This window comes from Nonomuraea sp. NPDC050536, from assembly GCF_044457685.1.
Taxonomy (GTDB): Bacteria; Actinomycetota; Actinomycetes; order Streptosporangiales; family Streptosporangiaceae; genus Nonomuraea.
In genome coordinates this window covers 101,597-125,284 of the sequence record NZ_JBITHD010000026.1, presented here as the reverse complement: position 1 = coordinate 125,284, position 23,688 = coordinate 101,597, and the positions used below count along the sequence as shown (strand labels likewise).

The 23,688-nt window shown below is 69.0% G+C and carries 22 protein-coding genes and 1 pseudogene; 12 read left to right on the top strand and 11 right to left on the bottom strand.

Annotated elements, in window-relative coordinates; all coding sequences use genetic code 11:
• Positions 1 to 148: 148 nt before the first annotated feature.
• Positions 149 to 436: an integrase core domain-containing protein gene (locus tag ACIBHX_RS45445; RefSeq protein ID WP_397074351.1), complete on the bottom strand. Its 288-nt coding sequence runs from the start codon at positions 434 to 436 to the stop codon at positions 149 to 151.
• A gap of 466 nt (positions 437 to 902) precedes the next feature.
• Here ACIBHX_RS45445 and ACIBHX_RS45440 point away from each other — a divergent pair, with 466 nt between their 5' ends.
• Positions 903 to 1,598 (top strand): phosphatase PAP2 family protein, encoded by a 696-nt coding sequence (locus ACIBHX_RS45440; protein WP_397074350.1) that lies wholly within the window; start codon positions 903 to 905, stop codon positions 1,596 to 1,598.
• Entirely contained in the window at positions 1,595 to 2,539 is a 945-nt protein-coding gene (locus ACIBHX_RS45435; RefSeq protein WP_397074348.1) for a diacylglycerol/lipid kinase family protein, read from the top strand. The genes ACIBHX_RS45440 and ACIBHX_RS45435 overlap by 4 nt, the downstream gene beginning before the upstream one ends.
• 537 nt (positions 2,540 to 3,076) lie before the next feature.
• Here ACIBHX_RS45435 and ACIBHX_RS45430 read toward each other — a convergent pair.
• From ACIBHX_RS45430 to ACIBHX_RS45415, 4 genes are all read right to left on the bottom strand, one after another.
• Positions 3,077 to 3,724, bottom strand: coding sequence for an NADPH-dependent F420 reductase (locus ACIBHX_RS45430; RefSeq protein WP_397074347.1), 648 nt, complete (start codon positions 3,722 to 3,724; stop codon positions 3,077 to 3,079).
• A 456-nt stretch (positions 3,725 to 4,180) separates the two neighbouring features.
• Entirely contained in the window at positions 4,181 to 4,381 is a 201-nt protein-coding gene (locus tag ACIBHX_RS45425) for a hypothetical protein (RefSeq protein WP_397074345.1), read from the bottom strand.
• A gap of 369 nt (positions 4,382 to 4,750) precedes the next feature.
• Positions 4,751 to 5,569 (bottom strand): inositol monophosphatase family protein, encoded by an 819-nt coding sequence (locus ACIBHX_RS45420; RefSeq protein WP_397074344.1) that lies wholly within the window; start codon positions 5,567 to 5,569, stop codon positions 4,751 to 4,753.
• A 695-nt stretch (positions 5,570 to 6,264) separates the two neighbouring features.
• Positions 6,265 to 7,398 (bottom strand): FAD-dependent oxidoreductase, encoded by a 1,134-nt coding sequence (locus tag ACIBHX_RS45415; RefSeq protein ID WP_397074343.1) that lies wholly within the window; start codon positions 7,396 to 7,398, stop codon positions 6,265 to 6,267.
• A 129-nt stretch (positions 7,399 to 7,527) separates the two neighbouring features.
• Between ACIBHX_RS45415 and ACIBHX_RS45410 the strand changes: the two genes are divergently transcribed.
• The gene (locus ACIBHX_RS45410) at positions 7,528 to 8,238 is read left to right on the top strand and encodes a TetR/AcrR family transcriptional regulator (protein ID WP_397074341.1); all 711 of its coding nucleotides are present in this window, start codon (positions 7,528 to 7,530) and stop codon (positions 8,236 to 8,238) included.
• A gap of 105 nt (positions 8,239 to 8,343) precedes the next feature.
• Here ACIBHX_RS45410 and ACIBHX_RS45405 read toward each other — a convergent pair.
• Positions 8,344 to 8,525, bottom strand: a pseudogene (locus tag ACIBHX_RS45405) (transposase); the annotation flags it as partial.
• A 475-nt stretch (positions 8,526 to 9,000) separates the two neighbouring features.
• On the opposite strand from ACIBHX_RS45405, the gene ACIBHX_RS45400 reads away from it, so the two are divergent.
• Complete coding sequence (locus tag ACIBHX_RS45400) at positions 9,001 to 9,933, top strand: LysR family transcriptional regulator (RefSeq protein WP_397074339.1); 933 nt, start codon at positions 9,001 to 9,003, stop codon at positions 9,931 to 9,933.
• Between the two features lie 112 nt (positions 9,934 to 10,045).
• Here the strand turns inward: ACIBHX_RS45400 and ACIBHX_RS45395 are convergent, their stop codons facing one another.
• Positions 10,046 to 10,288 carry a hypothetical protein gene (locus ACIBHX_RS45395; RefSeq protein ID WP_397074338.1) on the bottom strand — a complete coding sequence of 81 codons (243 nt, stop codon included), beginning with the start codon at positions 10,286 to 10,288 and terminating at the stop codon, positions 10,046 to 10,048.
• Between ACIBHX_RS45395 and ACIBHX_RS45390 the strand changes: the two genes are divergently transcribed.
• Positions 10,278 to 10,991, top strand: a complete 714-nt coding sequence (locus ACIBHX_RS45390; protein WP_397074336.1) for a recombinase family protein — start codon at positions 10,278 to 10,280, stop codon at positions 10,989 to 10,991. The genes ACIBHX_RS45395 and ACIBHX_RS45390 overlap by 11 nt on opposite strands.
• Before the next feature lie 185 nt (positions 10,992 to 11,176).
• On the opposite strand, the gene ACIBHX_RS45385 is transcribed toward ACIBHX_RS45390, so the two are convergent.
• From ACIBHX_RS45385 to ACIBHX_RS45375, 3 genes are all read right to left on the bottom strand, one after another.
• Positions 11,177 to 11,602, bottom strand: a complete 426-nt coding sequence (locus ACIBHX_RS45385) for a MerR family transcriptional regulator (protein WP_397074334.1) — start codon at positions 11,600 to 11,602, stop codon at positions 11,177 to 11,179.
• A 489-nt stretch (positions 11,603 to 12,091) separates the two neighbouring features.
• Positions 12,092 to 12,562 (bottom strand): hypothetical protein, encoded by a 471-nt coding sequence (locus ACIBHX_RS45380; RefSeq protein WP_397074332.1) that lies wholly within the window; start codon positions 12,560 to 12,562, stop codon positions 12,092 to 12,094.
• Positions 12,563 to 12,614: 52 nt separating this feature from the next.
• Complete coding sequence (locus ACIBHX_RS45375; protein ID WP_397074355.1) at positions 12,615 to 13,316, bottom strand: ABC transporter substrate-binding protein; 702 nt, start codon at positions 13,314 to 13,316, stop codon at positions 12,615 to 12,617.
• A 700-nt stretch (positions 13,317 to 14,016) separates the two neighbouring features.
• Between ACIBHX_RS45375 and ACIBHX_RS45370 the strand changes: the two genes are divergently transcribed.
• Complete coding sequence (locus ACIBHX_RS45370) at positions 14,017 to 14,976, top strand: hypothetical protein (RefSeq protein ID WP_397074330.1); 960 nt, start codon at positions 14,017 to 14,019, stop codon at positions 14,974 to 14,976.
• Here ACIBHX_RS45370 and ACIBHX_RS45365 read toward each other — a convergent pair.
• Complete coding sequence (locus ACIBHX_RS45365; protein ID WP_397074328.1) at positions 14,886 to 16,175, bottom strand: ROK family protein; 1,290 nt, start codon at positions 16,173 to 16,175, stop codon at positions 14,886 to 14,888. The genes ACIBHX_RS45370 and ACIBHX_RS45365 overlap by 91 nt on opposite strands.
• Positions 16,176 to 16,333: 158 nt before the next feature.
• Between ACIBHX_RS45365 and ACIBHX_RS45360 the strand changes: the two genes are divergently transcribed.
• From ACIBHX_RS45360 to ACIBHX_RS45335, 6 genes are all read left to right on the top strand, one after another.
• Complete coding sequence (locus ACIBHX_RS45360; protein ID WP_397074326.1) at positions 16,334 to 17,641, top strand: ABC transporter substrate-binding protein; 1,308 nt, start codon at positions 16,334 to 16,336, stop codon at positions 17,639 to 17,641.
• 94 nt (positions 17,642 to 17,735) lie between these two features.
• The gene (locus ACIBHX_RS45355; protein WP_397074325.1) at positions 17,736 to 18,638 is read left to right on the top strand and encodes a carbohydrate ABC transporter permease; all 903 of its coding nucleotides are present in this window, start codon (positions 17,736 to 17,738) and stop codon (positions 18,636 to 18,638) included.
• Complete coding sequence (locus ACIBHX_RS45350; protein ID WP_397074323.1) at positions 18,635 to 19,468, top strand: carbohydrate ABC transporter permease; 834 nt, start codon at positions 18,635 to 18,637, stop codon at positions 19,466 to 19,468. Before ACIBHX_RS45355 ends, ACIBHX_RS45350 begins: the two co-directional genes overlap by 4 nt.
• An 8-nt stretch (positions 19,469 to 19,476) precedes the next feature.
• Entirely contained in the window at positions 19,477 to 20,781 is a 1,305-nt protein-coding gene (locus ACIBHX_RS45345; RefSeq protein WP_397074322.1) for a Gfo/Idh/MocA family protein, read from the top strand.
• A gap of 89 nt (positions 20,782 to 20,870) precedes the next feature.
• Positions 20,871 to 22,850 carry a hypothetical protein gene (locus ACIBHX_RS45340; RefSeq protein ID WP_397074320.1) on the top strand — a complete coding sequence of 660 codons (1,980 nt, stop codon included), beginning with the start codon at positions 20,871 to 20,873 and terminating at the stop codon, positions 22,848 to 22,850.
• The gene (locus ACIBHX_RS45335; protein WP_397074319.1) at positions 22,847 to 23,620 is read left to right on the top strand and encodes a hypothetical protein; all 774 of its coding nucleotides are present in this window, start codon (positions 22,847 to 22,849) and stop codon (positions 23,618 to 23,620) included. Before ACIBHX_RS45340 ends, ACIBHX_RS45335 begins: the two co-directional genes overlap by 4 nt.
• The last annotated feature ends 68 nt before the right edge of the window (positions 23,621 to 23,688 follow it).

Genomic DNA, 23,688 nt, shown 5'->3' with positions numbered 1-23,688 from the left:
GACAACGACGACTGCTGCCACACCGTTCATGATCAGGACAGGCACCATCAGATCATGAACCGGAGCCACCCATCCGAGTTAACCAGCAGAGTCCTGTACCGCGTCAAAACTCGCGTGCGTGGTTTGAGCTGGGGGTTCTCCAACCGAGCTATGCGGCTCGGCGGTACTCGTTGATCACTCCCCCGAATATTTCGTGTCGTTCGATCCGGCCTGCTATCGGCATCACCACATGCTCATCGTGATCGGGTGGTCGCTGCCCACGAGCCTGATGCGGTCGATGCGTGTTGTAGTGATCGCGATACTCGTTTAGGACCGAGCGCAGGTGACGTTCGCCGTAGATCAACATGCGGTCGGTGCACGCGGCGGCGGTGCAGGTGATCGCCGTCCATGCCGCCGCGGCGACCGCCCCGGCCCCGGGCGCCGCCGCGTCGACCACGCGCAAGACGATCTGCAGGGGGGCGCCCGCGCTGGCGCGCGCGACCGCGAGCGGGTCCGCGTCCGCAGCGCCGCGGTCGGCGCTAGCTCGAGCGTACGGCCGCAGAGTGCGAGCGCCATGTGCCACCGTTCCGTCACCGCGGTACCGGGGTAGACCATGTCCAGCCGGCCGGCGAGTCCAGTGGGTTCGGCCAGCGTGCCGGCGTCCTTAAGTGCGGGCTCGCTATCCCCTGTCAGGGCCGCCCCGGCACCCCTTCGGCGTGGCTGCGCACATCATCGCCGACCGGATCCATCGGGAGATGACTTAGGTCACCGCATTCAGGACTTTCGACCCTGTCGTACCTTTTGGCGGCCAAGGTGTACTGGACTGGCTCAGCGGCCGGCGAACCAGCCGAGGACATGGCCTCAACGGCGCCGGTCGCGGAGGCACAGTTGCCGAATGACAGTAGCGACCTGAGCGAGACTTCATGCCGAATCTCATCGCGCGACTGTATCCGGGCCGCGGACCTGCCGAGCAGGCGCGCCGCCCAGACGCGACGCGCATCGAGATGGGTAGTGGTTGTGGCGGCAACCGCATGCGCTGGATGGCCGAGGTGCGGGCACAGGTGCGTGCGCTGGATCAGGCGGTGTTCGACGCCGTGGCCGACAGCCGGACGCCGAGCCTCGACCGGTTCTTCGTCTGCGTGTCCAGATCGGTCGACTACTCACGGTTGTGGCTGATGACGGCGGCCGGGGCGGCGCTGGCGGGCGGTCGTCGCGGCCGGCAGGCGGCGGGTCTCGGTGTGCTGGCCGTCGGGTTGGCCTCGGCGGTCACGAATGCGGGTCTCAAGCCGCTGGCCGGCAGGAGGCGGCCCACCCGCTCGGGCCACCGTGCGGTGCTGGGGTCGCGCCGGGTCCGGCGGCCGGTGTCGGCGTCGTTCCCTTCGGGGCATACGGCGTCGGCGTTCGCGTTCGCGTCGACGATGGGCGAGACAGTGCCGTGGACCTGGATCCCGCTGCATGCCGCGGCGGCCGCGGTCGGCTATGCGCGGGTGCACACAGGGGTGCACTATCCGTCCGACGTCGCGGCTGGGGCCTTGATCGGCGCGCTGTGTGGCTGGACGGTGCGGCGGGTGGCCGCGCGCGTGCCTGCTGATGACTGCCCGAGGAGGCGGGCGCCGTGACGACCGATACCGGGGTCGTCGTGGTCATGAATCCCGGTTCGGGCGGCGGCAAGGTGGGCCGGTTCCAGCTCGTCGAGCGCACCGGACGGTACGGTGCGACGGTCCGGATGACCGGTCCCGGTCAGCGGGCGGCATGGCTCGCCCGGCAGGCCGTCGAGGACGGGGCCGCGATGCTCGGGGTGGCCGGCGGAGACGGGACGGTATCGGCCGTCGCGGCCGTGGCTGCGGACGCCGGGCTTCCCTTGGTGGTGATCCCGGCGGGTACCCGCAACCACTTCGCCCGCGATCTCGGCCTCGACATCGGCGATCCGGCCCGGGCGTTGGAAGCCCTGCGCGACGGTGAACCGGCCCGGGTCGACCTGGGCGTGGTCAACTCGCACGCCTTCGTCAACAACGTCTCGTTCGGCATCTACGCCGAGGCCCTGCTGGAGCCCGAGTACCGGGAGGCGAAAGCACGCACCCTGGCCGCGATCGCCCCCCGATACCTTGAGGGACAGCAGTGGGTCGATGCGAGCGTGGACGCTCCCGGAGAGAGGATCGAGTACCCGCAGGTGGTGTTGGTGTCGAACAACGCCTACCACCTCGGCACGCCGCGCTACCTCGGACGCCGGTTCACGCTCGCCTCGGGGCTGCTCGGCGCGATCGTCGTCAAACGCCCGGCGGGGCCGCCACCGCCGGACCTGTTCGCACGCCTTCGCCGCGACCTGCGTCGGCACGCCACCACGGACTCGGTCGAGACCGGCATCATCGCCTGGGCGGCGGCCCAGGTCAGGCTGGACGGGGCCGCGGAGCACCTCCCGGCCGGAATCGACGGCGAAGCAGCGACACTCCGCCTGCCCGCGACGTGCGACATCCGGCCGGGCGCTCTGCAACTCCTGCTACCACGCCAACGACCCGGAGTACCAGAGCCGTACCCGCGTGGGCGGCACGCGACGGCGTGAGAGGTGCCCCATGAGTGACGGCGCGTGGGCGACAGAGCAGTTGATCTTATAGTCTTCGCCGCTCCCTCGAACCGGTGGGCCGACCCGCGCGCCCGGCTGCTGGACGGCCCGCGGTGGGAGGCGATGCGCGCGGACGTGCTGGCGGGCCTGTCTCTGACCGAGGACGCGGCCGAGCACCTGGCCCAGCTCACCCGCGGACTCGACGCAGCTTGGCGGCAGATGGCCGCGCGCCTGGGGGAGGCCGACGCCGATGCGAAGGTGGAGATCGTCGTCCCCGAAGGCGGGGGACGTGCTCGGCTGAGCGTGGACAAACTTGGCGCGGTGGGCGAACCGGAGTCCCTGACCTGGCTGAAGACCACCACCGAGGCCATGCTCCCCAGGGTCGACCTACCGGACCTGCTGTTCGAGCACGCGGCAGTGTTGATCAATGTCGATGAGTTTGGAAGTCACATACGCCCCGGCGGGCGTTGTCAGTGTCGGCGTCTGGCTTCCTCGTCCGGGGCCGGCTCCCGCTTCGCGGCGCCGGCCCCGGTGGGGTCAGCGGGTGAGGGAGACGGCGAAGGGCTGGAAGCCGTGCCGGCGCAGGATGTGGGGCACCACCAGGATCATGGCCTCGGTGGCGCGGGCGGTGGTGATGTCGCCGAGGTCCTCGATCCACGCGGGCTGCCAGCCCAGGTCGCCGAGCAGGCCGGTGACGGTCCTCTTCGCCTGCTTGTCGTTGCCCGACACATAGACGGTCGGCGGGGTGCCCAGGGTCTCGGGGGCGGTCATGACCATGAACAGCATGGTGTTGAGGGTCTTGACCACACGGGTGTCGGGTAGGGCGGCCTGGAGTTGCTCGGCGAGGCTGCTGCCGGGGTAGCACAGCTCGCCCGGCAGGCCGTCGTCGGCGTCGCGGGTCGCGTTGGAAACGTCGACGAGGATCTTTCCGGCGAGTTCGGTGCGCAGGCCGGTGAGGCGGTCCAGGGCGCTGTCGCCGGGCGTCGCGTTGATCACGATGTCCGCGGTGCGGGCGGTGGTGTGCTGGTCGGCGAAGGAGATGCGGGGGTCGACGCCGCCGACAGGCGCTCCGGTCTCTTCCTTCATGCTCCGGTGGCCGAGGATGACGTGGTGTCCGCTCATGGCGAGCTTTTGGGCGAGGCTCTGGCCGACGCGGCCGGCGCCCAGGATGCCGATGGTGGTCATGAGGTGATGCTCCTTGCGGTGTTGGCTGGGACGGACGGGAGCGGGGGCCGCTGTTGTGGTCAGGCGATCGGCGAGAGGACGTTGAGGGCGGCGGCGTGGATGCCGGGGGCGGCGGCCAGGAAGTCGCGGCTGCCCGTGGTCCAAGGCTCGCCCGCCAGGTCGGTGACGGCGCCTCCGGCCTCGGAGACCAGCAGAGCACCGGCGACCAGGCCGGAGGCGGCTACCCAGCCATGCTTGCTGGTGTGCGCGATGACGCCGCTGAAGTAGGGTGCCGAGTTCGCCGGGCCCTCGTGTCAGGTGAGCACTCATTTCGCCGGTGTGGCCACCAGCGTCGCGGGAGCAGCCCGCGCGAACGTCATCTCACGCAGCATTGCTTCACGCGCGAGAGGTCTCTCCTCGGCCTTATCGGCCTGGACGGCTCTGGGGTCTGAGCGCAGGTCTGCTGTCAGGGCTTGATCAGGGCGGCGGCGGGCTCGCGGCCGCGTCGGTCCACGTCGCGGGCTTCATGGTGGCCGGATCGAGGCGTACCGACAGGCGGCGGCCCTCGGCGAATACTGACTCGCCGTCCGGGGAGACCAATCGGAACCGATAGTCGACGCTGGTGTCACCGATCCGCTCGATCCAGAAGTGGACGGTGATTTCGCCGGTCCCGCGCACGGGTGATAGATAGTGATCGAAAAATCGCGGACCACCGAGAACGCGTCGGGTGTGGTCGGGCGGCCACCGGCATACGACACACCGCGCTCCTGCCACCATGTGGTGATGGCGCGCTCGACCAGCACGGCGTAACGCGCGTTGTGCAGAATGCCCATGGGGTCGAGGTCGTCGAAGTATACCGGCGTCGTGGCGGCGTACCCGTACGGTGTCCGGCTCGTCTCGGAACCAGTCTTGATCATGTCATCTCCGGAAGAATCGTGGGGTGGGTCGCGATCGATCGCTGGTGGCCGAGCAGGGCCCGGCGGGCGCGCCAGCAGGCCACCGTGGCTCCGAGTACGGGCACGTGTGTGCGGGTGGGGTGGTGTTCGGTCAGCGTGAGAGGGTGGCGACGGCCTGGGCGTGGACGCCGGGCGCGGCGGCCAGGAAGCTCTCGCTTTGCGGGGTCCAGGGGCGGCCCTCGGCGTCGGAGATCTGTCCGCCGGCCTCGGTGACGAGGAGCGCCCCGGGCAGCAGGTCCGCGCGGGCACCGGCGAACTGCCAGAAGGCGTCGATCCGGCCGGCGGCCACGTTCAGCAGGTGCAGGGTCGCGGGCACGGAAGTGCGGACGACGAGCGCGTCGAAGAGCATCGCGGTGATCGAGGAGCCGACGCGTCGCACGACGTCTTTGTCCTCGTCGGGCCGGGCCTGGCTGGTGGCCACGAGGCTCAGGCCGAGGTCCGCGGTCTGGGAGACGTGCAGCGGCCGGCCGTCGAGGTAGGCGCCCGCGCCGGTGAGTGCGGTGTAGGTCTCGCCGGTCAACGGCAGGTGGACCACGGTGAGCACCGGCTGGTTCTCGCGCACGAGGGTGGCGGTCACCGCCCACTCCGGCAGGGCATGCAGGTGGTTGACGTTGCCCTCGGCCGGATCCACGACCCACCATTCGCCGGGCGGCAGCGCCCCGCCGTCCAACTCGTCCTCCACCCATCCGGCGTCGGGGCGCAGGTGCTTGAGGCGGGGGCGCAGGATGCCGAGGGCCGTGTCGTCGTTGGCGGCGAGCACGTGCATCAGCTCTTCGCGATTCTGGTAGCGGACTACCTCGCCGAAGCGCTCGTGCAGCGCCGAACCGGCCGCGCGCACGGCGACCGAGGTCTGGTCGAGCAGGTCGGCGTCGGAGGCGGGAGCGTCACTGGTCTGAAGCGTTTCGGACATGGTGGTACTCCCGTGTGAATGGGGGATGGTGAGGTCGGTCGGGCCGAGCTGTGCGGTCCGTCTTGCGCCTTCGTCTCTACGGTATGCAGCCCTGTAATTAACTTCAAATGCATGTCAAACACGCCTAGGATTACTCGCATGCAATTGGGTTTGCCCTGCTCGCCGCGCTCGACGCGTTGCTGGGGGAGGGCAGCCCGGCTGGGGTGGCCGCACGCCTGCATGTCACCGCCCCCGTGATGAGTCGGAGTCTGGGCCGAATCATTCGCACGACCGGGGACAGATCCTGGTGCGCACCAGCCGCACGATGACCCCGACGCCGTATGCGATCGCCATCCGGTAACAGGTGCACGAGCTGCTGCACCAGGCGCCGAGCCGTGAACTCGATCTGGCAACGCTGGAGCGCACCTTCACACTCCGCTGGCACGATTCCCTGGTCGCCCTGAGCGGTCCCGCACTGCTCGCGGGCCGTGCGCGGACAGGCGCCGGAAGTGCGATTGCGCTTCGTCGCGGAATCGAGCCTCGACACCCCCGAGTTGCGGCGCGGCGAGGTCGACCTGGAGGTGAACGCCAACCGCCCGAGCGCACAACGCCCTCGCGCCGCTCGGCCTCACCCGCCGCGTGGTGGCAACCGCGCCCACCGAGGCAGCCGCGCTGGAGTTCTCGCGCGGCTCCGATCTCCTGATCAGCGATCTCGCTCACTCGGTCGACTCCTGGCCGATGAGCAGGTCGAGCAGGCTGGCGGGGGTGTTGTCGCCGAAGATGAGCTGGTGATTCTTGTCGGATTCGGCAGCGAACTGGGCACTGCGGGGAAAAAGAGCCTGCTCGTACTCCGCAAGGGCGGCTTCGATGTCGTCGGAATGCGCGGCGATGGCTTTGCCGAGTTCAGCGCCGTCGAACATGGCGAGGTTGGCGCCCTCCCCGGCGAACGGTGACATGAGGTGGGCGGCGTCGCCCAGCAGCGTCACTCCGGGAACGCGGTCCCAGCAGTGGCCGATCGGCAGGGCGCTGATCGGGCGCGGGGCGAGGGCGGTTTCCCCGTCAGTGATGAGTGCGGTGAGTTCAGGCGCCCATCCGGAGAATTCTGCCGCGACCTGGGCCGCCGCCGCTTCGGGACTGGCGAGGATGGTGGCGATCCATTCCTGCGGTTTGTTGAGCGCGACGTAGGTGTGAAGAACGGCGTCGGCCTCTCGATGGCCAAGGATCCCCTTGCCGGCCGTGACGGCGAACATGGAACCGTCGCCGGCGGCCTTGGCCGCTGCGGGGTGGCGTTGGTCGGCGTCGTACAGGTAGGTCTCGATGAACGACGTGCCGACGTACTCGGGCTTCGCGTCGGAGAGCAGCGGCCGGATCCTCGACCAGGCGCCGTCCGCGCCGACGAGGAGGCCGGTCGGCACGGTTGGCCCGTCGGCGAAGGTCAGCTCGTGCCTTCCGTCTCCGAGGGGGCGGACACTGGTGACCTTGTGTCCCCACTGGATCATCTCGTCGGGTAGCGAGTTGAGCAGGATCCGACGCAGGTCTCCGCGGAGCACCTCAGGGCGACCGCCCGTGCCGTCGTCGGGCTGGTCGAGCAGTACCGCGCCGTGCTGGTCGAGCACGCGCAGGGCCTCGCCGCCTTCGTGGATGATCGCGCGGAACTCGTCGGTGAGGCCGGCCGCTTCGAGGGCGAGCTGCCCGTTGTACTCGTGGATGTCAAGCTGACCGCCCTGCGTGCGGGCGTCCGCCGATGTCTCGGCTTCGTAGATGGTCGCGGGGATGCCGTGCAGGTGCAGGACCCGTGCGAGGGTCAGGCCGCCGAGCCCGGCGCCGACGATCGTGACGGGAGTGGTCATGGTGGTTTCCCTTTCGCTTGGACACCGTTCTACTGCGATACAGTGTTCGCAGTACCGGCGCCACGATAGCACTACTGCGAACAGTGAGCGCAGTAGTAAGGAGGAAAGCCGATGGACAACGCTCACACGGTGATCTGGAACCGGCCGGAGCGGGCCGCGAAAGGCCCTGCGCCGTCACGCACCCGGGCGGAGATCACCAGCGCCGCTATCGCGATCGCCGACGCCGAGGGCATCGAGGCACTGTCCATGCGGCGCGTCGCCAAGGAACTGGGAACGGGCACAGCCTCGCTCTACCGCTACCTGGCGTCCAAAGACGACCTGCTCGACCTCATGCTCGACGCCGTAGCGGCCGAAGACGGCGGCCCGCCTGCCCCCACCGACGACTGGCGCAGCGACCTGCGAAGCCTGGCCCATCGTTCCCGAGCCACCATCCACCGGCATCCCTGGATGGCCTCCCTCGCAGCAGGGCGCCCATCACTTGGACCGAACTCCCTCGATGCCACCGAATACGCACTCGCCGCCCTCGATCCCCTCGGCTTCGACATCGACGTCATGATCACCGTTGTCAACACGCTGCAGGCCTTCGTCCGCGGCTACGCCATCGGCGAGCTCGCCCAACAGGAAGCCGTCCGACGCTCCGGAGTCGGCATACAGGAATGGATGGACGCCCACGCGCCCTACCTCGACAAAGTCGTCAAGACCGGGCGCCACCCACTCCTCGCCCGGGTCATTCGTGATGCCGAGCTCCCCCACGCGGCCGACAGCGCCGAGCGCGGGTTCGAACTGGGACTCGAACGACTCCTCGACGGATGGGAAGCCAACCTCCCCGTCCGGCCCTGACGATCCGGCAGCATCAACCGGGGGTTCAGCGGGGAACTCCACACCCCGACGCCGGCCTCCGCGCGCCGAACCCCCGACGCAACGCGATTCCCCGAAACGACCCGCCAGGGCTTGCACGGATCGGTGGACGCCTCGTCGTATCTGCTTGTTGGTCAGCTCGGCGAACCAGCGTTCCACCAGGTTCAGCCACGACGATCCGGTGGGCGTGAAGTGCAGGTGAAGGCGGGGTGGGCCGGCAGCCAGATCCTGACGGCCGGGGTTTTGCGGGTGGCGTAGTTGTCCAGCACCGTAGTCGCCTTCGGCAGCGTCGGGGTCACGGAAGGGGCGCAGGCCCCGGCCGTGGTCGGCGGCCTTAATGTCGCACAGGTAGCGGCCCAAGAAGTTGATATGCCGGCATGAGCGGGGAGAGGCGGGCGACGCCCTCGTCCATCTTGTACAGGCCGAAGGCCATGTCGCCGTACGGGGCGGTGTCGGTGGCCACCATCTCCGGCTTCACCCGCCGTCGAGGTTCAGCAGGGTGTCCAGGGTGAGAGGCTGTCGCGCGGGTGCCGCGCACGGAGGGAGGGCTCAGCGTTGGCGGTGAGACGTCGAGCTCTCGATCGCTGATCATGGTCGTGTGGTGGGAACGTGTCTCGTGCAGCAATCATCGACGACCGGAGGATCATCGGTCTGTCGGCCGATGTGATCGCCGAACTCGTCGCGGAGGTAGGTCCGTTTTTGATTAACAACAAGTGCATGCTTTTCACTCGTAAAGTTACTCTCATGCAACTGGATTTGAACCTGCTCACGGCGCTTGACGCGCTGCTGGAAGAGGGCAGCGTCGCCGGCGCCGCGACCCGTCTCCACGTCACCCCACCGGCTATGAGCCGCTCCCTGGGCCGCATCCGCAGGGTCACCGGTGACCAAATCCTGGTCCGCACCGGTCGCACCATGGTCCCCACCACCCGCGCACTGGCCATCCGCGCCCAGGTCCACGCCCTCGTGCAGGAGGCCCATCAGCTTCTCTCCGCGCAGCAGGACCTCGACCTGGCGACTCTGGAGCGGGTGTTCACCCTGCGCTGGCACGACGCCCTGACCGTCGCCTGCGGTCCGGCCCTGATCGCCGCCATCCACCGCCAGGCCCCCGGCGTGCAGCTGCGTCTGCCCGCCGAACCCGGCACGGACACCCCCGACCTACGCCGGGGCGAGGTCGACCTCGAATCCAGCTCCACGCTGCCGCCCCTCCCCGACATCCGCCACCGCCTCGTCGGCAAAGACCGGTTCGTCGTCGCCGTCCGCCCCGGCCACTCGCTCACCGAAGGCCCGCTGAGCGTCGAGCGCTACACAGCCACCGACCACGTCACCGTCTCGCGCCGCGGACGCCTGCGCGACCCGATAGACGAAGCCCTGACCACACGCGGCCACGAACGCCGCGTCGCCGCCGCCGCGCCCACTGCTGCCATCGCGCTGCAACTAGCCCTCGACACCGACCTGGTGGTCACCCTTCCCGACGCGGTCACCCGCGCGGCCCGGGACCAACTCGGTCTGATCACATTGCCACTGCCACTCCAGATGCCCGCCATCCCGCTGTACTTGCTGTGGCACCAGCGCCACGACGACGACCGCGCCCACACCTGGCTGCTGGACCTGGCCACCGAAACCGTCCAGGCACTATTCGCATCACCGCCCGACTCCCAACAGGACAGGAACGACTGACTCCCGCTCTCGTGAACATCGCCTATTCGTGCGAGCGTGGGACTCCCAATCTCGCGTCGAAACGACGTCGCAACTCGCTTACATGGCCATGGTGACGTCTTCGTGGCACGCGTCACATCAAGCCGAGTGCACTCTCCCGGGCGGGTTCCTTGGATGCCGGGTGATCTGGACCGCCGGCCGGGGCGGCGGCCCGCAGCGCCGCTTCGACTCGGCGGTTGCTGGTCATGGTTGCCGTGACGGCCGTCATCGCGAGGAGGAGGCCGTCGGCGGCGTAGAGCGGGGTGCGGATGTCGTAGGTGGTGGCGAGCCAGCCGCCGACGAAGGCCCCGATGGGGGCGGCGCACATGGCCAGCATGCGGGAGGTGGAGGCGACCCCGGCCCATGAGGTGGGCCGGGACGATCGCCTGCCGGAGGGAGGGCCCGAGCACCATCGTGGCGCCCATGCCGGCCCCGCAGACGGCGAGCGCCAGCCCGGCCACGTACGGGTTCTGGGCAGCGGCAAGGCCCAACTCGACGCGCTCACCGCCGCCGGGTGCCGGAAGATCTTCGCGGACAAGAAGTCCGGGAAAGACGCGCTCCGTCCCGAGCTGAAGGCGTGCCACGCGTTCCTCGACGCGGGCGACACGCTTGTCGTCCCCTCGCTCGACCGCTACGGCCGCAGCCTCCAAGACCTCATCAACATGGTCGCCGAGCTGCGCGAGCGCGGCATCGGCTTCACCTCGCTGCACGAGAACCTGGACACCACCACCCCTGGCGGCCGACTCGTCTTCCACGTCTTCGCCGCGCTCGCGGAGTTCATCCGCGAACTCATCGTCATCGGCACCAAGGAAGGCCTCGCCGCCGCCCGCGCCCGCGGCCGGGTCGGCGGACGCCCCAGCGTCGCCACCGAGGAGATCATCCGGGCCGCCCGCGACCTGCTGCCCGACCCCGGCCGCTCGATCACCTCGATCGCCAAGCTGCTCGGCGTCTCGCCGGGCACGCTCTACAACCACATCCCCGACCTGCGCGAACTGCGCGCCGGCGCAGTGCCCCGCCAGCTCGAAGCCCCCACACAGTAGGCAGATCAGACCAAGATCAATCTCAGCGGCACTTTCTGTACCTCAACTACTCACACCCGGAAGGGCGGTCAGCTGCAACGGCCGGCGCGGCGCCGGCCTCGCTGTCGTGGAATTGTCGTGGCTGCCCGGCATTTCGGGCGCGGCTTGTCCTGATGCCCCCGGGTGTGGCCGGGGGCCGGGAGCGGTCAGTGACGCTGGCGGAGTTCTTCGCGCTGGCGGAGTTCTTCGTTGATGCGCAGCGCCTCGGCGAGCTGGTCTTCCAAGATGATGATGCGGCAGGCCGCTTCCAGCTGGGTGCCGGCGTCGACGAGTTCGCGGGCGCGGGCGGCCAGGCGCAGCTGGTAGCGGGAGAAGCGGCGGTGACCGCCCTCGCTGCGTAGCGGCTCGATCAGCTTGGCGGCGCCGAGGCTGCGCAGGAACGCCGGGGTGACGCCGAGGATCTCGGCGGCCCGGCCCATGCTGTAGGCGGGATAGTCCTCGTCATCGAGCCGCTGCCCGGGACTGCCAGCCGCTTCGACCGCCTGGGCCGGGTGATCGGCCGGGTGAGCGCCGGTGGGGTGGGGCCGCTCCCTCTTGGAGGCGGTGACCGTTGCCTGAGGTGTTTGATCCATTCAACCTTCCCAAATGCGAACAGGGGCCCCGGCGCCATGATGCGCCGGGGCCCAGAGGTTTAACACCATCGACCGGCCCTGCCTGCGTGCTGCAGGGGCGGTTCACTTGATCCGCACCAGCCGCCCGATGCGGGGTGCGGGGATCGCGTAAGCGTGACCGTAGACCACCGTCCTTTTCGTGGAGCTGCGGTACCCGTGCGGCGATGTGCGGCCGGCGACGGGCGATCCTGATGGCGTTCAACACTCCCTTCCAGTTATCCGTGCCTCGGCACCCCGACCGCGGGTGCCGACTTCCTTCACATGGCAGCGCGTCCACCGCCCCGGCCCTCTTGCTCAAACCACACTGGCCGCGGCAGCCCGACCTTCTGCCCTCTTCCTCGTTCTGTACTGCTGTGTTCTGTACTGCTGTCCACGTCCGTCCGGGCAGCCCCGTCGTGGTGCTCGTGCTGCGCTGCCCTCGTGGATCCGTCCCTTGCGATGTCAGGAACTCTAGCCGCCCATGGCGCGAATGTCTACTGTGACGGCTACAGATTTTCTTTCGCTCTTGAGGTAAGGACCCTGCCCCTGTGCGTGCCAGGTGGCCACGAACGCCGGGCGCTCGCTGTTGCTGCGCTCCACCGTGCAGTCGAAGGTGAGGACGTAGGCGGGGCCCTTCGGCCGGACCTCGGATACCTTGAGGCGAAGCCTGATCTTGTCTTCCGCACGGACCGTGGTGATGAAACGGACGCCGTCGAGGCCGTAGTTCCACCCCGTGCAGGAGGCCGGATCGGTCCGGAGGATCGCGTTGCTCAGGTGGTCGAGCAGCGAGACGAGGTGGAATCCCTCCACCATTCCCGGCGGATACAGTCCCGATTCGAACGCCTTCTCGTTCTCCGTCCAGTACGACGCGACGGAGAACAGCTCCGTCCGTTCGATGTCCACCGAGAACCAGTCGCCGACGACTTCGACGCCCGCGAGCATCGGGATCTCGTCGAACCGGACACAGGTCAGATCAATCACTGTCGTGCTCTTTCTATGGAACGGTGACCGTGTTCAGTCGCACGTACTGCGACGTTCGTGGGGAGAAGCCGCCGACGCCGTCACGCAGCACCCAGATGTATCCGCCGTAGGTGATCGGCACCGCGCGGAGTTCGCTCGACAGGCGGCCCTCGAAATCGACCAGGACGTGCTGGATCTGCTTGGGTGTCTGCGCGGCGGAGAACTTCGCGATGGCCTGGCTGACCTCGGCGGTGGGCCAGCCGCTGCCGAAGTGCTCGGTCCAGATCATCATGTCCAGCTGATGGGAGATGGTCCCGGAGCCGATCGTCGTCACCGACAGGTCGTAGCCCTGGTGCGGCTGCGGAGCCGTGACGGCCTTGAGCCATTCCCCGAACTCCATCGGTTCGAGGGAGACGTTGACGCCGATCTTCTTCCACTGCGCCTGGAGCGCCGCCGCGATCGCGACCGAGTCGGCGTAGCTGCTGCCGTAGATGAGCTTCAGAGGTTTGCCGTCATACCCGGAGGCGCGCACCAGCTGGGTGGCCCGGGCCGGGTCGTAGTCGTACGCGATGGTCTGCGGCGGCCCATCGGGGAACACCACGCTCCCGAGCATGCTCCGGGCGGGCTCGGCTCGGCCGCGGAAGAGGTTGGTCGCGAATGGGGCGCTCCTTTCTGTGGTGAGGGGCGGGCGGGGCCGGTGCCCGCGCTGCGGTTGGTCACCAAGCGCCTGCCCGATTCCGCCGGAGTCGCGCCATGGCCTTGGAGCAGGGGTGGAGTGAGTGCTGCTCGCTTTGTCCCCCAGGCCGACCGCGGCGCGAAGCTCGCAGATGCGATCGGCGAGCTGCGCGCGGAGACGCCCCGGCTAGCGCAACTCGTCCAGGGCCGCGCGCAGCTCGCCGCACGCCGTACGACGCGCGCCGCACCCACAACATCTGCCAGGTGCCTCGATGACACGCCGCTGATCGGCCGTGCACTTGTGCGGGTATCGATGGCGAAAGATCCGGCTGGAAGTCGAAAGGCAGATGGTGCTGCGCCTGTCTGCCATAATCTGGGCACAAGGCTGGCGACTGGCGTGGCGCCGGCCTTGACCTGAGCCTCTGGAGTCTGACGCGATCTACCGCTACGCGGGCGGGGCTGCGATCACGACCTGCTGGCGTTGAGCATCGACACCGCGGAGCAGCAAGCATGTCCGGTCTATGGCGCGGGCTCATGGCCCAGGGAATGCTTCCCGAGGATGGGTCCAAGGCTGGCCGATCCCGCGATACTCCTCCATAGGGATGGACGCGACGTCGGCGCGCATGCGGCTGGTGTAGAGGTGGCCGTACAGGTGGTCGATCTCGTGGGCAACCAGGCGGGCCAGCCGTACTCGAACCTGCTGATCTTCTGCTGGCCGTCTAGGTCGGTGTGCTCGACCTCCCGCTGGATCTGGGGAGTGCGTGCGGGCGGCGTTGGAGGCGCTGGCAGTGGCCGCGCCCGGCTGGGTGCAACAGGTGCTGGAGGTGCCCGGCTGGGCCGAACGCTATCGGCTGCGGGTCGATTCCTGGCGGATGCCCACCTCCAAGACCAAGCAAGAGGAACTGGCGCGGGTCTATGGGGCGGACGGTTATGCGCTGGTCGAGGCCGTGTATGCGCCGTTCTCCCCGACCTGGCTGCGCCACCTGCCGACCGTCGATGTGCTGCGCGTCATGCTGATCCAAAACTATGTGCGCACCACCGACCGACGGGGACGGCAGGTGATCAAACGGCGGCAGGACCTCGCATCGGGTGGCGAGGGCCTGCCGCCAGGCAGATACCGGCTGGCCTCCCCCTACGACCCCGACGCCCGCTGGGCGGCCAAAGGCAGCGAACTGCTGTGGAACGGCTACAAGGTGCACATCAGCGAAACCTGCCACCCCGCAGCCGACACCCAAGACAACCTCGCCGACGGCGCAGCCACCGACCGCGGCACGAGGCCGCCGAACCTGATCACGAACGTGGCCACCACCGACGCCACCGAGCCCGACACGGCGATGACCGCGACCATCCACCAGCACCTGGCCCGGCGCGACCTGCTGCCCGCCGAGCACTATCTGGATGCCGGCTACTCCTCAGCCGAGCTCATCGTCCAAGCCCGCGAGCAGTACCAGATCACCTGGTCACGCCACTGCGGACCGACAACTCTGTCCAGGCCCGCACCCGCAACGGCTACGACCGCACCGCCTTCACCATCGTCTGGGACCGCAGGCAGGTCACCCCCGCCGGCCGAGTTTCGGGCACTCACACGTGCCCGATATCGAGGACGACTCGTTCTACTCGGCCAAGCCGCTCATGTCATGGACTCTCGAACCCGGTCGATGATCGCCTCCAGATCCGCTCCGGCGGGGAGGGTGCCCAAGCGGGCGTCGCGATCTGATTGACCGTTCCCGGTGAGGAACAGCTGGGCCTCGACCTGGTCCAGCGCTATCCGGATGGCCCCCTGGGCGACGGAGTCGTCGCCCAGCCCGGACACCTCGATGCGCGGGGGGAAGACGCATGCCTTGGCCAGGTGGTTCCGGATCGGTTCTGCCACGATGTCGCCTGCCAGAGCCAGGCTGCCGCCGACGACCACGACCTCGGGGTCGATCGAGACGATGAGGCCTTCGACGGCCTTGACGAAACGGCGGGCGAAGTCCTTCGCCGCCGACTCGGCGGCGGGCTCGTGGCGGGCGGCGGCCTCGAACAACGGCCGCACATCCCGAGGGGGGCCGTCCGGCCCGCTGCCGTGTTCCGGGTCGGCGGGCGGTAGGTGATCGAGGAGGCGGCGGTACGCCTTGAGCGCCTGCTTCCCACCTGCCCGCGTGAGTTCTCCCGCGCCGCCGTGGTGGCCCTTCGGGATGCGGCCGTCGATCAGGAAGCCGGTGCCCATGCGCAGCCCGGCGTGAAGATACACGACATTGTCGGCGGCCATAGCCGCCCCGATCCAGCGTTCGGCGGCCGCGCCGGCCCGCATGTCGTTCTCCACGACGATCGGCGCGCCGACGATGTCGCCGAGCTCCGCCGAGAGGTCCACGCCGGTCCAGCCGGGGAGATTGGACAGCACGACGCGGCCGGCGGCGTCGACGATGCCGGTGGTCGCCACCGCAGCGCCTAGGACGGGTCGCCGTCCGCGCCCGGCGTCGTCGAGGACCTGTGCCACGGCGCGGCGGACCGCTTCCAGCCGCTCGGGTCCGTCAGCCCGCCGGGACACCGGCGCGTGGTGGGAGGCCACGATCGTACCGACCAGATCGGCCGTCAGGACGTGGACCCAGTCGGGGGCGACATCGACGCCGACGACGTGGCCGGCGTCGGCCCGGAAGCCGAACCGCCGGGCAGGCCGACCGGCCGCGCGGCCCGTCCCGCCCGTCGGCTCCAGATCGTTCAGCAGACCCTGCTCCAGCAGCGACTCCACGACATCCTCGACGGTGGGCCGGGAGACGTTCACCGCCTTTGTGATCTCGGTGAGCGTCATCGAACCAGGCTGCGTCGGTGTGCCGGACCCGGTCGCGGTCCCGGACAGTAGGGCGCTGTGCAGGACGCGCAGCACCGCCGCCGAGTTGAGCTTGCGGAGCACCGAGGGATCCCCGTTCAGACCAGCCATCTCCACCTCTTGACGGTCCCGATGTGAGCTGCAACACTACCAGCCATCGAGATATAAAACAAAGTTTGTTTATAAACATGCCCCCTGCGTCGCGCCACGGGGAAGGCCCAGCCTCCGCCGGATTTCGGCGGCCCGCCCCTCTTCGAAGGAGCATCAGCATGTACGTACCGCGTGGAACCAGGCTTCGCACGGCCGCGGCGGTCGCGGTGGCCGCGGCGCTGGCGCTCAGCGCCTGTACCGTCGGAGGCGGGAACGTCACCAAGGCGTCAGGCAGCGGCAGCGCCGTCACACTCACGTTCCTCACGTTCGAGAACCCCAACCTGACCAGTGAGTACTGGGACGCCGCGATCGCCCGCGCGAGTGCGAAGGTGCCCGGGGTGACGATCAAGAAGCTGGTCGGCACCAACAGCACCGCGTATCTCCAGCAGCTCTACGCGTCCGGCCAAGCGCCCGACATCATGACGAGCATCTCGCCGGACGGCTTCGCGCAGAAGGGCGAGCTGGCGCCGTGGAGCGCGGACGAGATGAAGAACTTCATCGACCCGCACGCCGGCGCCATCAAGGGCCAGACGTACGCACTGTCGTTCAACGTGCAGCCGATCCCCTTGGTCTACTACAACAAGGACGAGTTCGCCAAGGCCGGCATCACCGCCGCGCCCAAGACCTACGCGGAGTTCCTCGACGACTGCGCGAAGCTGAAGGCGGCGGGGATCACCCCACTGGAGATCGGCGGCGGAGGCAAGGACACCTGGGCGGCGGCGTTCGGGTTCGGGGCCATCGTGTCGTCCGACATGCTGACCAAGACCCCTGACTGGTTCAGCAAGCGCGCAGCCGGCACGGTGAAATTCACCGACCCGGACTTCGTGGCAGCCGCCCAGAAGGCTGCGGACCTGTCCAAGAAGGGCTACATCGACACCGCCGGGCTCAGCCGCTCCTACTCCGACGTCGAGCAGGCGTTCCGTGACAAGAAGGCCGCCATGTACCCGATGGGCTCGTGGTTCTCGGCTTCCCTCGACAAGAACAAGCCGTCGTTCGACGTCGGCGTCTTCGGCTGGCCCAGCGACGCCGGGCAGAACGTCGTCCCGGTCGTCACCGGCGGCGGTCTGATGGTCAACTCGAAGGCCAAGGACGTCGGCCTCGCCAAGAAGTGGGCCCTGGCGTTCGCCGAGGACAAGACCAATCTCGACAACAGCGTCCTGGCCGACGGGCTCATCATCGGCATCAAGGGCTACACGCCGCCGGCCAACGTCGGGGCGATGTACACGCAGACGCTCGACATCTACCAGAAGGCGCAGCAGAGCGGCCAGACGGTGCCGGCCTGGATGAACACGGCCGGCGACGGCTCCCTGCCGCCGGGCTTCTCCGACCAGCTGAACGCGGCGATCGTCGACCTGACCACCGGGCGCAAGTCGCCGCAGGCCTTCGCGGCGTATCTCGACCAGCGGTACGCCGCGGCGACGCGCTAGATCCCATCGGGACCTGAACTTGGAGCCGCACATGCAAGGCGTCAAGAACCACGATCGGCCGGCGGCGGCCGGACGGCGGGGACCGTTCGGATCGGTGGAGCGGGCAAGACCGCCGATCGGCGCCTCGGGGGGTGGGACGTACCGCTTCCTGGTGTTCGCGCTGCCAGGCGCGGCTGTCTACGTGGGCCTGGTGCTCGTCCCGATGGTGATGGCCATCGGGACGAGCACCACCGATCGCAACGAGTTCCGCCCCGCGACCCACTTCGTCGGCCTGCGGAACTACGGTGACCTATTCTCCGACCCCGCGTATCTCCTGACCTTGCGGAACACGCTGGTCCTCACCGCGATCGTCACGATCGTCCCGAACGTCCTCGGGCTGGCCATCGCGCAGCTGCTGGACCGGCGCGGCTGGGCCTTCAACGCGATGCGCGCGGTGTTCTTCGTCCCGGTGGTGCTGTCCTCGGTCGTGGTCAGCGTCATCTGGGAGACGATCATTACTGATGACGGACTACTCAACCGGGTCCTGCGCGGCCTGGGCGTCGCGCACCCGCCGGGGTGGCTGTCCGATCCGGGGATCGCACTGTACAGCGTCGCCTGGATCATGTGCTGGCAGATGCTCGGCCTGTGCGTCGTCATCTACCTGGCGGGCCTGCAAGGCGTCCCACAGGAGCTGATGGAGGCCGCGGCCATCGACGGCGCCGGCCCGGTGGCCCGCTTCCGCGCGGTCACCTGGCCGATGATCGCCCCGGCCATCACCATCTGCACCGTCCTGCTCATGATCGGCGGATTCAAGGCCTACGACCAGGTCAAGGTCATGACGAACGGCGGCCCGGGCATCGGCACCACCACCACCCTGGCCTTCGACGTCGTCGTGACCGGCATCGATGGGGCGCACATCGGATATGGCGCTGCCAAGGCCACGCTGATGCTCGTGCTGATCGCGGCCGTCTCCTTCGCCGCCCTCCGCTTGCTGCGCCGCCGGGAGGTCGAACTGTGACCACGCAGACCTGGACCGGCCCGGTTAGGACCCTCACGGCCCTGACAGTGACGGCGGTGTTCATCCTGCCCGTCTACCTGGTGCTGGCCAACACCCTCAAGCCGGGCACGGAGATCTTCGCCCACCCCGGAACGCTTCCCCTGCACCCGACGCTGGACAACATCCGGAACGTCACCGGCCGGACCGACCACCTGTTCTGGGCGGGCCTGTTGAACAGCGTCCAGGTCACGGCCCTGTCCGTGGTCTTCTCCACGATGCTCTCGGCGATGCTGGCGCACTACCTGGTGCGTACCAAGACCCGCGGCGCCCGTTTCATCGCCGTCCTGATCCTGGCCGGCCTGATGATCCCCAGCGCCGTCACGCTCCAACCGATTACCGAGGTGCTCGGGCAACTGCACCTGATGGGCACGGTTCTGGGCCTGGTGCTGGTCAACGTCGCGGCGAACCTGCCGTTCGGCGCCCTGCTGTTCATGGGCTTCATCAAGAACATCCCGCTGGATCTCGAGGAGGCCGCGGCCCTCGACGGAGCCGGGCCGCTACGGACGTTCTGGTCCATCGTCTTCCCCCTGCTGCGACCCGCCGCGGCCAGCGTCCTGATCTTCGCGGCGGTCAGCGTGTGGAACGACTTCATCACACCGCTGATCGTGCTGGGCCCGGCCAACGGCAGCACCGTGACCGTCGGCATGTACCGCCAGATCAGCGAGCACGTCTCGGACTTCGGAGCGGTGTTCGCGTTCATGGTGCTGTCCACCATCCCGATCTTGATCCTGTTCCTGTTCTTCCAGCGCTACTTCGTCAAAGGCCTGCTCGGCGGGGCCACGAAGGGATGATCCACAGCATGTCCGGCTCGCAGTTCACCAATGTCGTCGACTCGCCTGGCAGGCACCTGACCATGGCGGTGGCCGGTGGAGGGGCGCGCGGCTTCGCCTACGCCGACACCGCGGTCCGCCTGCCAGAACCGGTGCGCGTCGTGGCGGTGGCCGAGCCCCGCACGATCGCGCGCGACCGGTTCGCCGCCCGGTTCGACATACCCGCCGACAACGTCTTCAAGGACTGGCGCGACCTGGCCGCGGCGCCCCGGCTCGCCGACATGGTGGTCGTCAGCCTGCTCGACCACCAGCACGTGGAGGCCGTCCTGGCCCTCGCCGAGCGCGGCTACCACATCCTCCTGGAGAAGCCGATGGCGACCACAGAGGAGGACTGCGTCAGGATCCTGGAGGCCGTCGAGGCGGCCGGCGTCCACGCGGCGGTGTGCCACGTGCTCCGCTACACGCCCTACACCGTCGCGCTGCAGAAGCTGCTCGCGGACGGCGCGATCGGGGAGATCGTCTCGATCGAGCACCTGGAGCCGATCGGGCACTCGCACTTCGCCCACTCGTTCGTGCGAGGCAACTGGCGCCGCGCCGACGAGAGCAGCCCGCTGCTTCTGCAGAAGTCCTGTCATGACATCGACTGGCTGATGTCCCTGATCAACCACCCGGTGAAGCGGGTCTCCTCGTTCGGCAGCCTGAAGCACTTCAACGCCGCGAACCGGCCCGAGAGGGCCGCCGACCGGTGTGTCGACTGCTCGATCGAGCCGGACTGCGCCTTCTCCGCCGCGCGGGTCTACCGCCGGGGCGTCGCCGCCCCGGACTCCTTCGACGGCTACAACGCGCTGGTGATGGCCGGCCAGCTCACCGCCGAAGCGGTCGAGGACGCGCTGGCGCACGGACCGTACGGACGGTGTGTCTACGCCAGCGACAACGACGTCGTGGACCACCAGGTGGTCCAGATGGAATTCGACGGCGGTGCGACGGTGAGCTTCACCTTGACGGCGTTCGCCCAGGGCACCAATCGCAAGACCCGCGTATTCGGCACCCGGGGTCAGATCACCGGCGACGGGCGATACCTCGAGCTGTTCGACTTCCTGTCGGAGCGGACCACGGTGATCGACTCCGACGCCGGCACGGGCCACACGGCCGCCGACGGACACGGCGGAGGCGACCGCGCGCTGCTGGAGGCATTCGTCCGCGGACTGCGCGAAGGCACCGCCGGGGACATCCCGTCCGGCCTGAAGCAGAGCCTGGCCAGCCACCGGGTCGTCTTCGCCGCGGAACGCGCGCGGGCCGAGGGGACCGTCATCGAACTGCCAGCGGATACGTGATTCAGGCGTTCGGCGAGAGCTCCTGAAATGAACTGCCGGGGGCCGCGTGGCGATGAGGGCCCGGCGTGGTGAAAGGACATTGATCGGACATGGGTGACGACCTGGCGGTCGAGCAGCCGCGATCCGGGGCGGAGGTTCGCGTCGCAGCGACCGTCCCGCTGGGATCACCGCCGACCTGGGCGGTGTTGCAGCGTCGGTTGTTCGACGTGCTCGACGAGGCATGGCGGGTCTTCGAGCGCCGCTACTGCGAGCCGGACGGACGGCTGGCCTACCGCGACCATCCGATGGGCCGGGACGGTGCGGACGATTTCTACGAACCCTTCTTCAACTGGCCCGCCCTGTACCTGCTCGGCGGCTCCTCCGATGTACTGGACGCGGCCAAACGCCATTGGCACGGCATCACCGCGCAGCTCACCGAGCTCGGCCTGCTCAAGGACGAGTTCGACCGCGGCTATGACTGGTTCCATCAGGGCGAGTCGCTGCTGTTCCTCTACGGGATCTGCGCGGCCGACCCGCGGGATCCGGACTTCCGGGAGCGGGCCGAGCGTTTCGCCCGTCTGTACCTGGCCGGGGCGCCAGAAGGGAACTACGACGCCGAACTGAACATCATCAGGGCCCCGCACAACGGCGCGGACGGACCCCGTCCCGGCCTCGGCGAGGAGATGGACGCCTTCCCGCCCGACGCAGACATCTTCCACCCCTACGGGTTGCCGCTGCACGACGTACCGGGCATCACCGGGTGGGACGACCTCGCCGACGACGTCAAGGCGCGGACCATGGGGCAGGCGATGCGAGAGCGCCTGGGCCGCGGCGACACCGCGATCAACCTGTGCGCGACGTCCCTGCTGACAAACGCCTGGCTGTACGGCAACGATGCCGCCTACGCCGAGTGGATCACCACCTACGTGCGCGGATGGCTCTCCCGCGCCCGCGACCTCGGCGGCGTCTTCCCGGACAACGTGGGGCTGTCGGGAAAGGTCGGCGAGTACCACGACGGCCGCTGGTACGGCGGGCATTACGGGTGGACCTGGCCGCACGGCTACCACACCGTCGGCGCCGCCGCGCTGATCGGCGGCATGAACGCCGCCTTCGTGAGCGGCGACGCCGGGCTCCTGGAACTCGCCCGGCTTCCGCTGCGTCAGGTGATGGAGCAACGCCGCCCCGGCGTGGTGCCGGAGACCGAGATGAGCCAGCGCCGGCCCTGGACCGAGCGGCTCGCCGACGAGGCGAAGCTCCCGGTGATGCTGTACCCGCATCGCCACGGCCCGTCGGGGTGGTTCGACTTCCAGCCGATGCAGACCGCGTTCCCGACGTGGCTGTGGTGGTACTCGATGGAGAAGGGCGACGCCGAGGTGCTGCGGGACATCGGTGCGCGCAGCGGGTACGACTGGGCCCGGGTACGCGCGTTCCGCGACAAGGAGGAGGCCGGACACGAGACGCCGTGGCTGGCCTACCTCAACGGCGACAACCCGCGCTATCCGGAGGAAGCACTGGCCATGGCGGCGGCCCAGGCGGCGCACAGGCTGTCGCTCGTCGCCGCCGACGACGAGCGGGACGTTGAGGACATCCACTGGTGGCAGCGGAAGAACCCGGTGGTCACCGAAGTCCTGACGCAGTTGACCACCGGCGCCCCGCAGGTGCTCTACAACGGCGGGCTGCAGCACGCGCGACTGCGGTACGGGGACGCCGAAGCGGGCCGGCCGGGTCTGCCACCCGACGTCGCGGCCCTGATCGACCACCTCGACGACCGCTCGACGCACGTGACCCTGGTGAACCTCAGCCCGACCCGGCCCCGGCTGCTGTGGCTCAGCGCGGGCGCCTTCGGCGAGCACCGCATCGACCGGGTGACCTACGACCGCCGTGAAGACAGCCACCCCGGCGATCCGCTCGGCTACGCGCTACCCGCCCCGGCCGCAGAGCGGTTCAGCCTGAGCGTCGACGGCCCGAGGCTCGTCGTGTCCCTGCCGCCGGCCCACACCATCCGCCTCGAACTGGACATGACACTGCGCGCCTACCCGCCGCGGCATCAGACGTTCGACGCGATCAGACCTTCGGAGAACAACTCATGAGCACCCGTCCGGCCGACCCCGTGTGGCCCATCCCAGTGCGCGGCACGCGCCCCGCCACGCCCGACCCGGCCCTGGTCGCCGAACTAGCCCGGGTCAGTTCCGCCACGGCCTGCGCGAAGCTGCACGCGGACGGCGTCCGCCGCACCTTCGTGCAGGGGCCCGTCCCGCTCGTCGACGGACACCGCGTCACCGGGGTCGCGCGGACGCTCCAGTTCATGCCCCAACGCGAAGACGTGGCGACCGGACTGGGGCAGGAGGACGTGGAAAAACACACCGCCCTGTGGGAGGTGCTCGAGGTCGTCGAACCCGGCGACGTCCTGGTCGTGCAGGCCTTCGGCAGCCCCTTCTCCGGGTGCTTCGGGGACATGCTGGTCCGCTACTTCCAACGTAAGGGCGGCGCCGGGATCGTCGTCGACGGCTACATCCGCGACGCGCCACGCGTCCGGCAGCTCGGCGTCCCGATCTGGTGCCGGGGCACGACCCCGCACTACGCCTCCCAGTCCGAGCTCTTTCCGTGGGCCTATGACGTCCCCGTCGCGGTCGGCGGCGTGTTGTGCCTCCCCGGTGACCTGGTCGTCGCCGACGACGACGGCGCCGTGGTCGTCCCGGCGGGCAAGGCCGCCGCAGTCGTCGCCGAGGCCCGCGACCACGAGGAGTGGGAGGTGTTCAGCCGCCGGCGGATTGACGAGGGCGCACGGCTGAGCGACTACTACCCGCTGACCCGGGCCACCCGCGCCGAGTACGAGCAGTGGCGGCGCGACGGGCGCTGATGCGAACGGGATCCGGCTGCCGACGCCGCCCCGGTCCAGCACATCGTCGGCACCAGTGATGAGGAGTC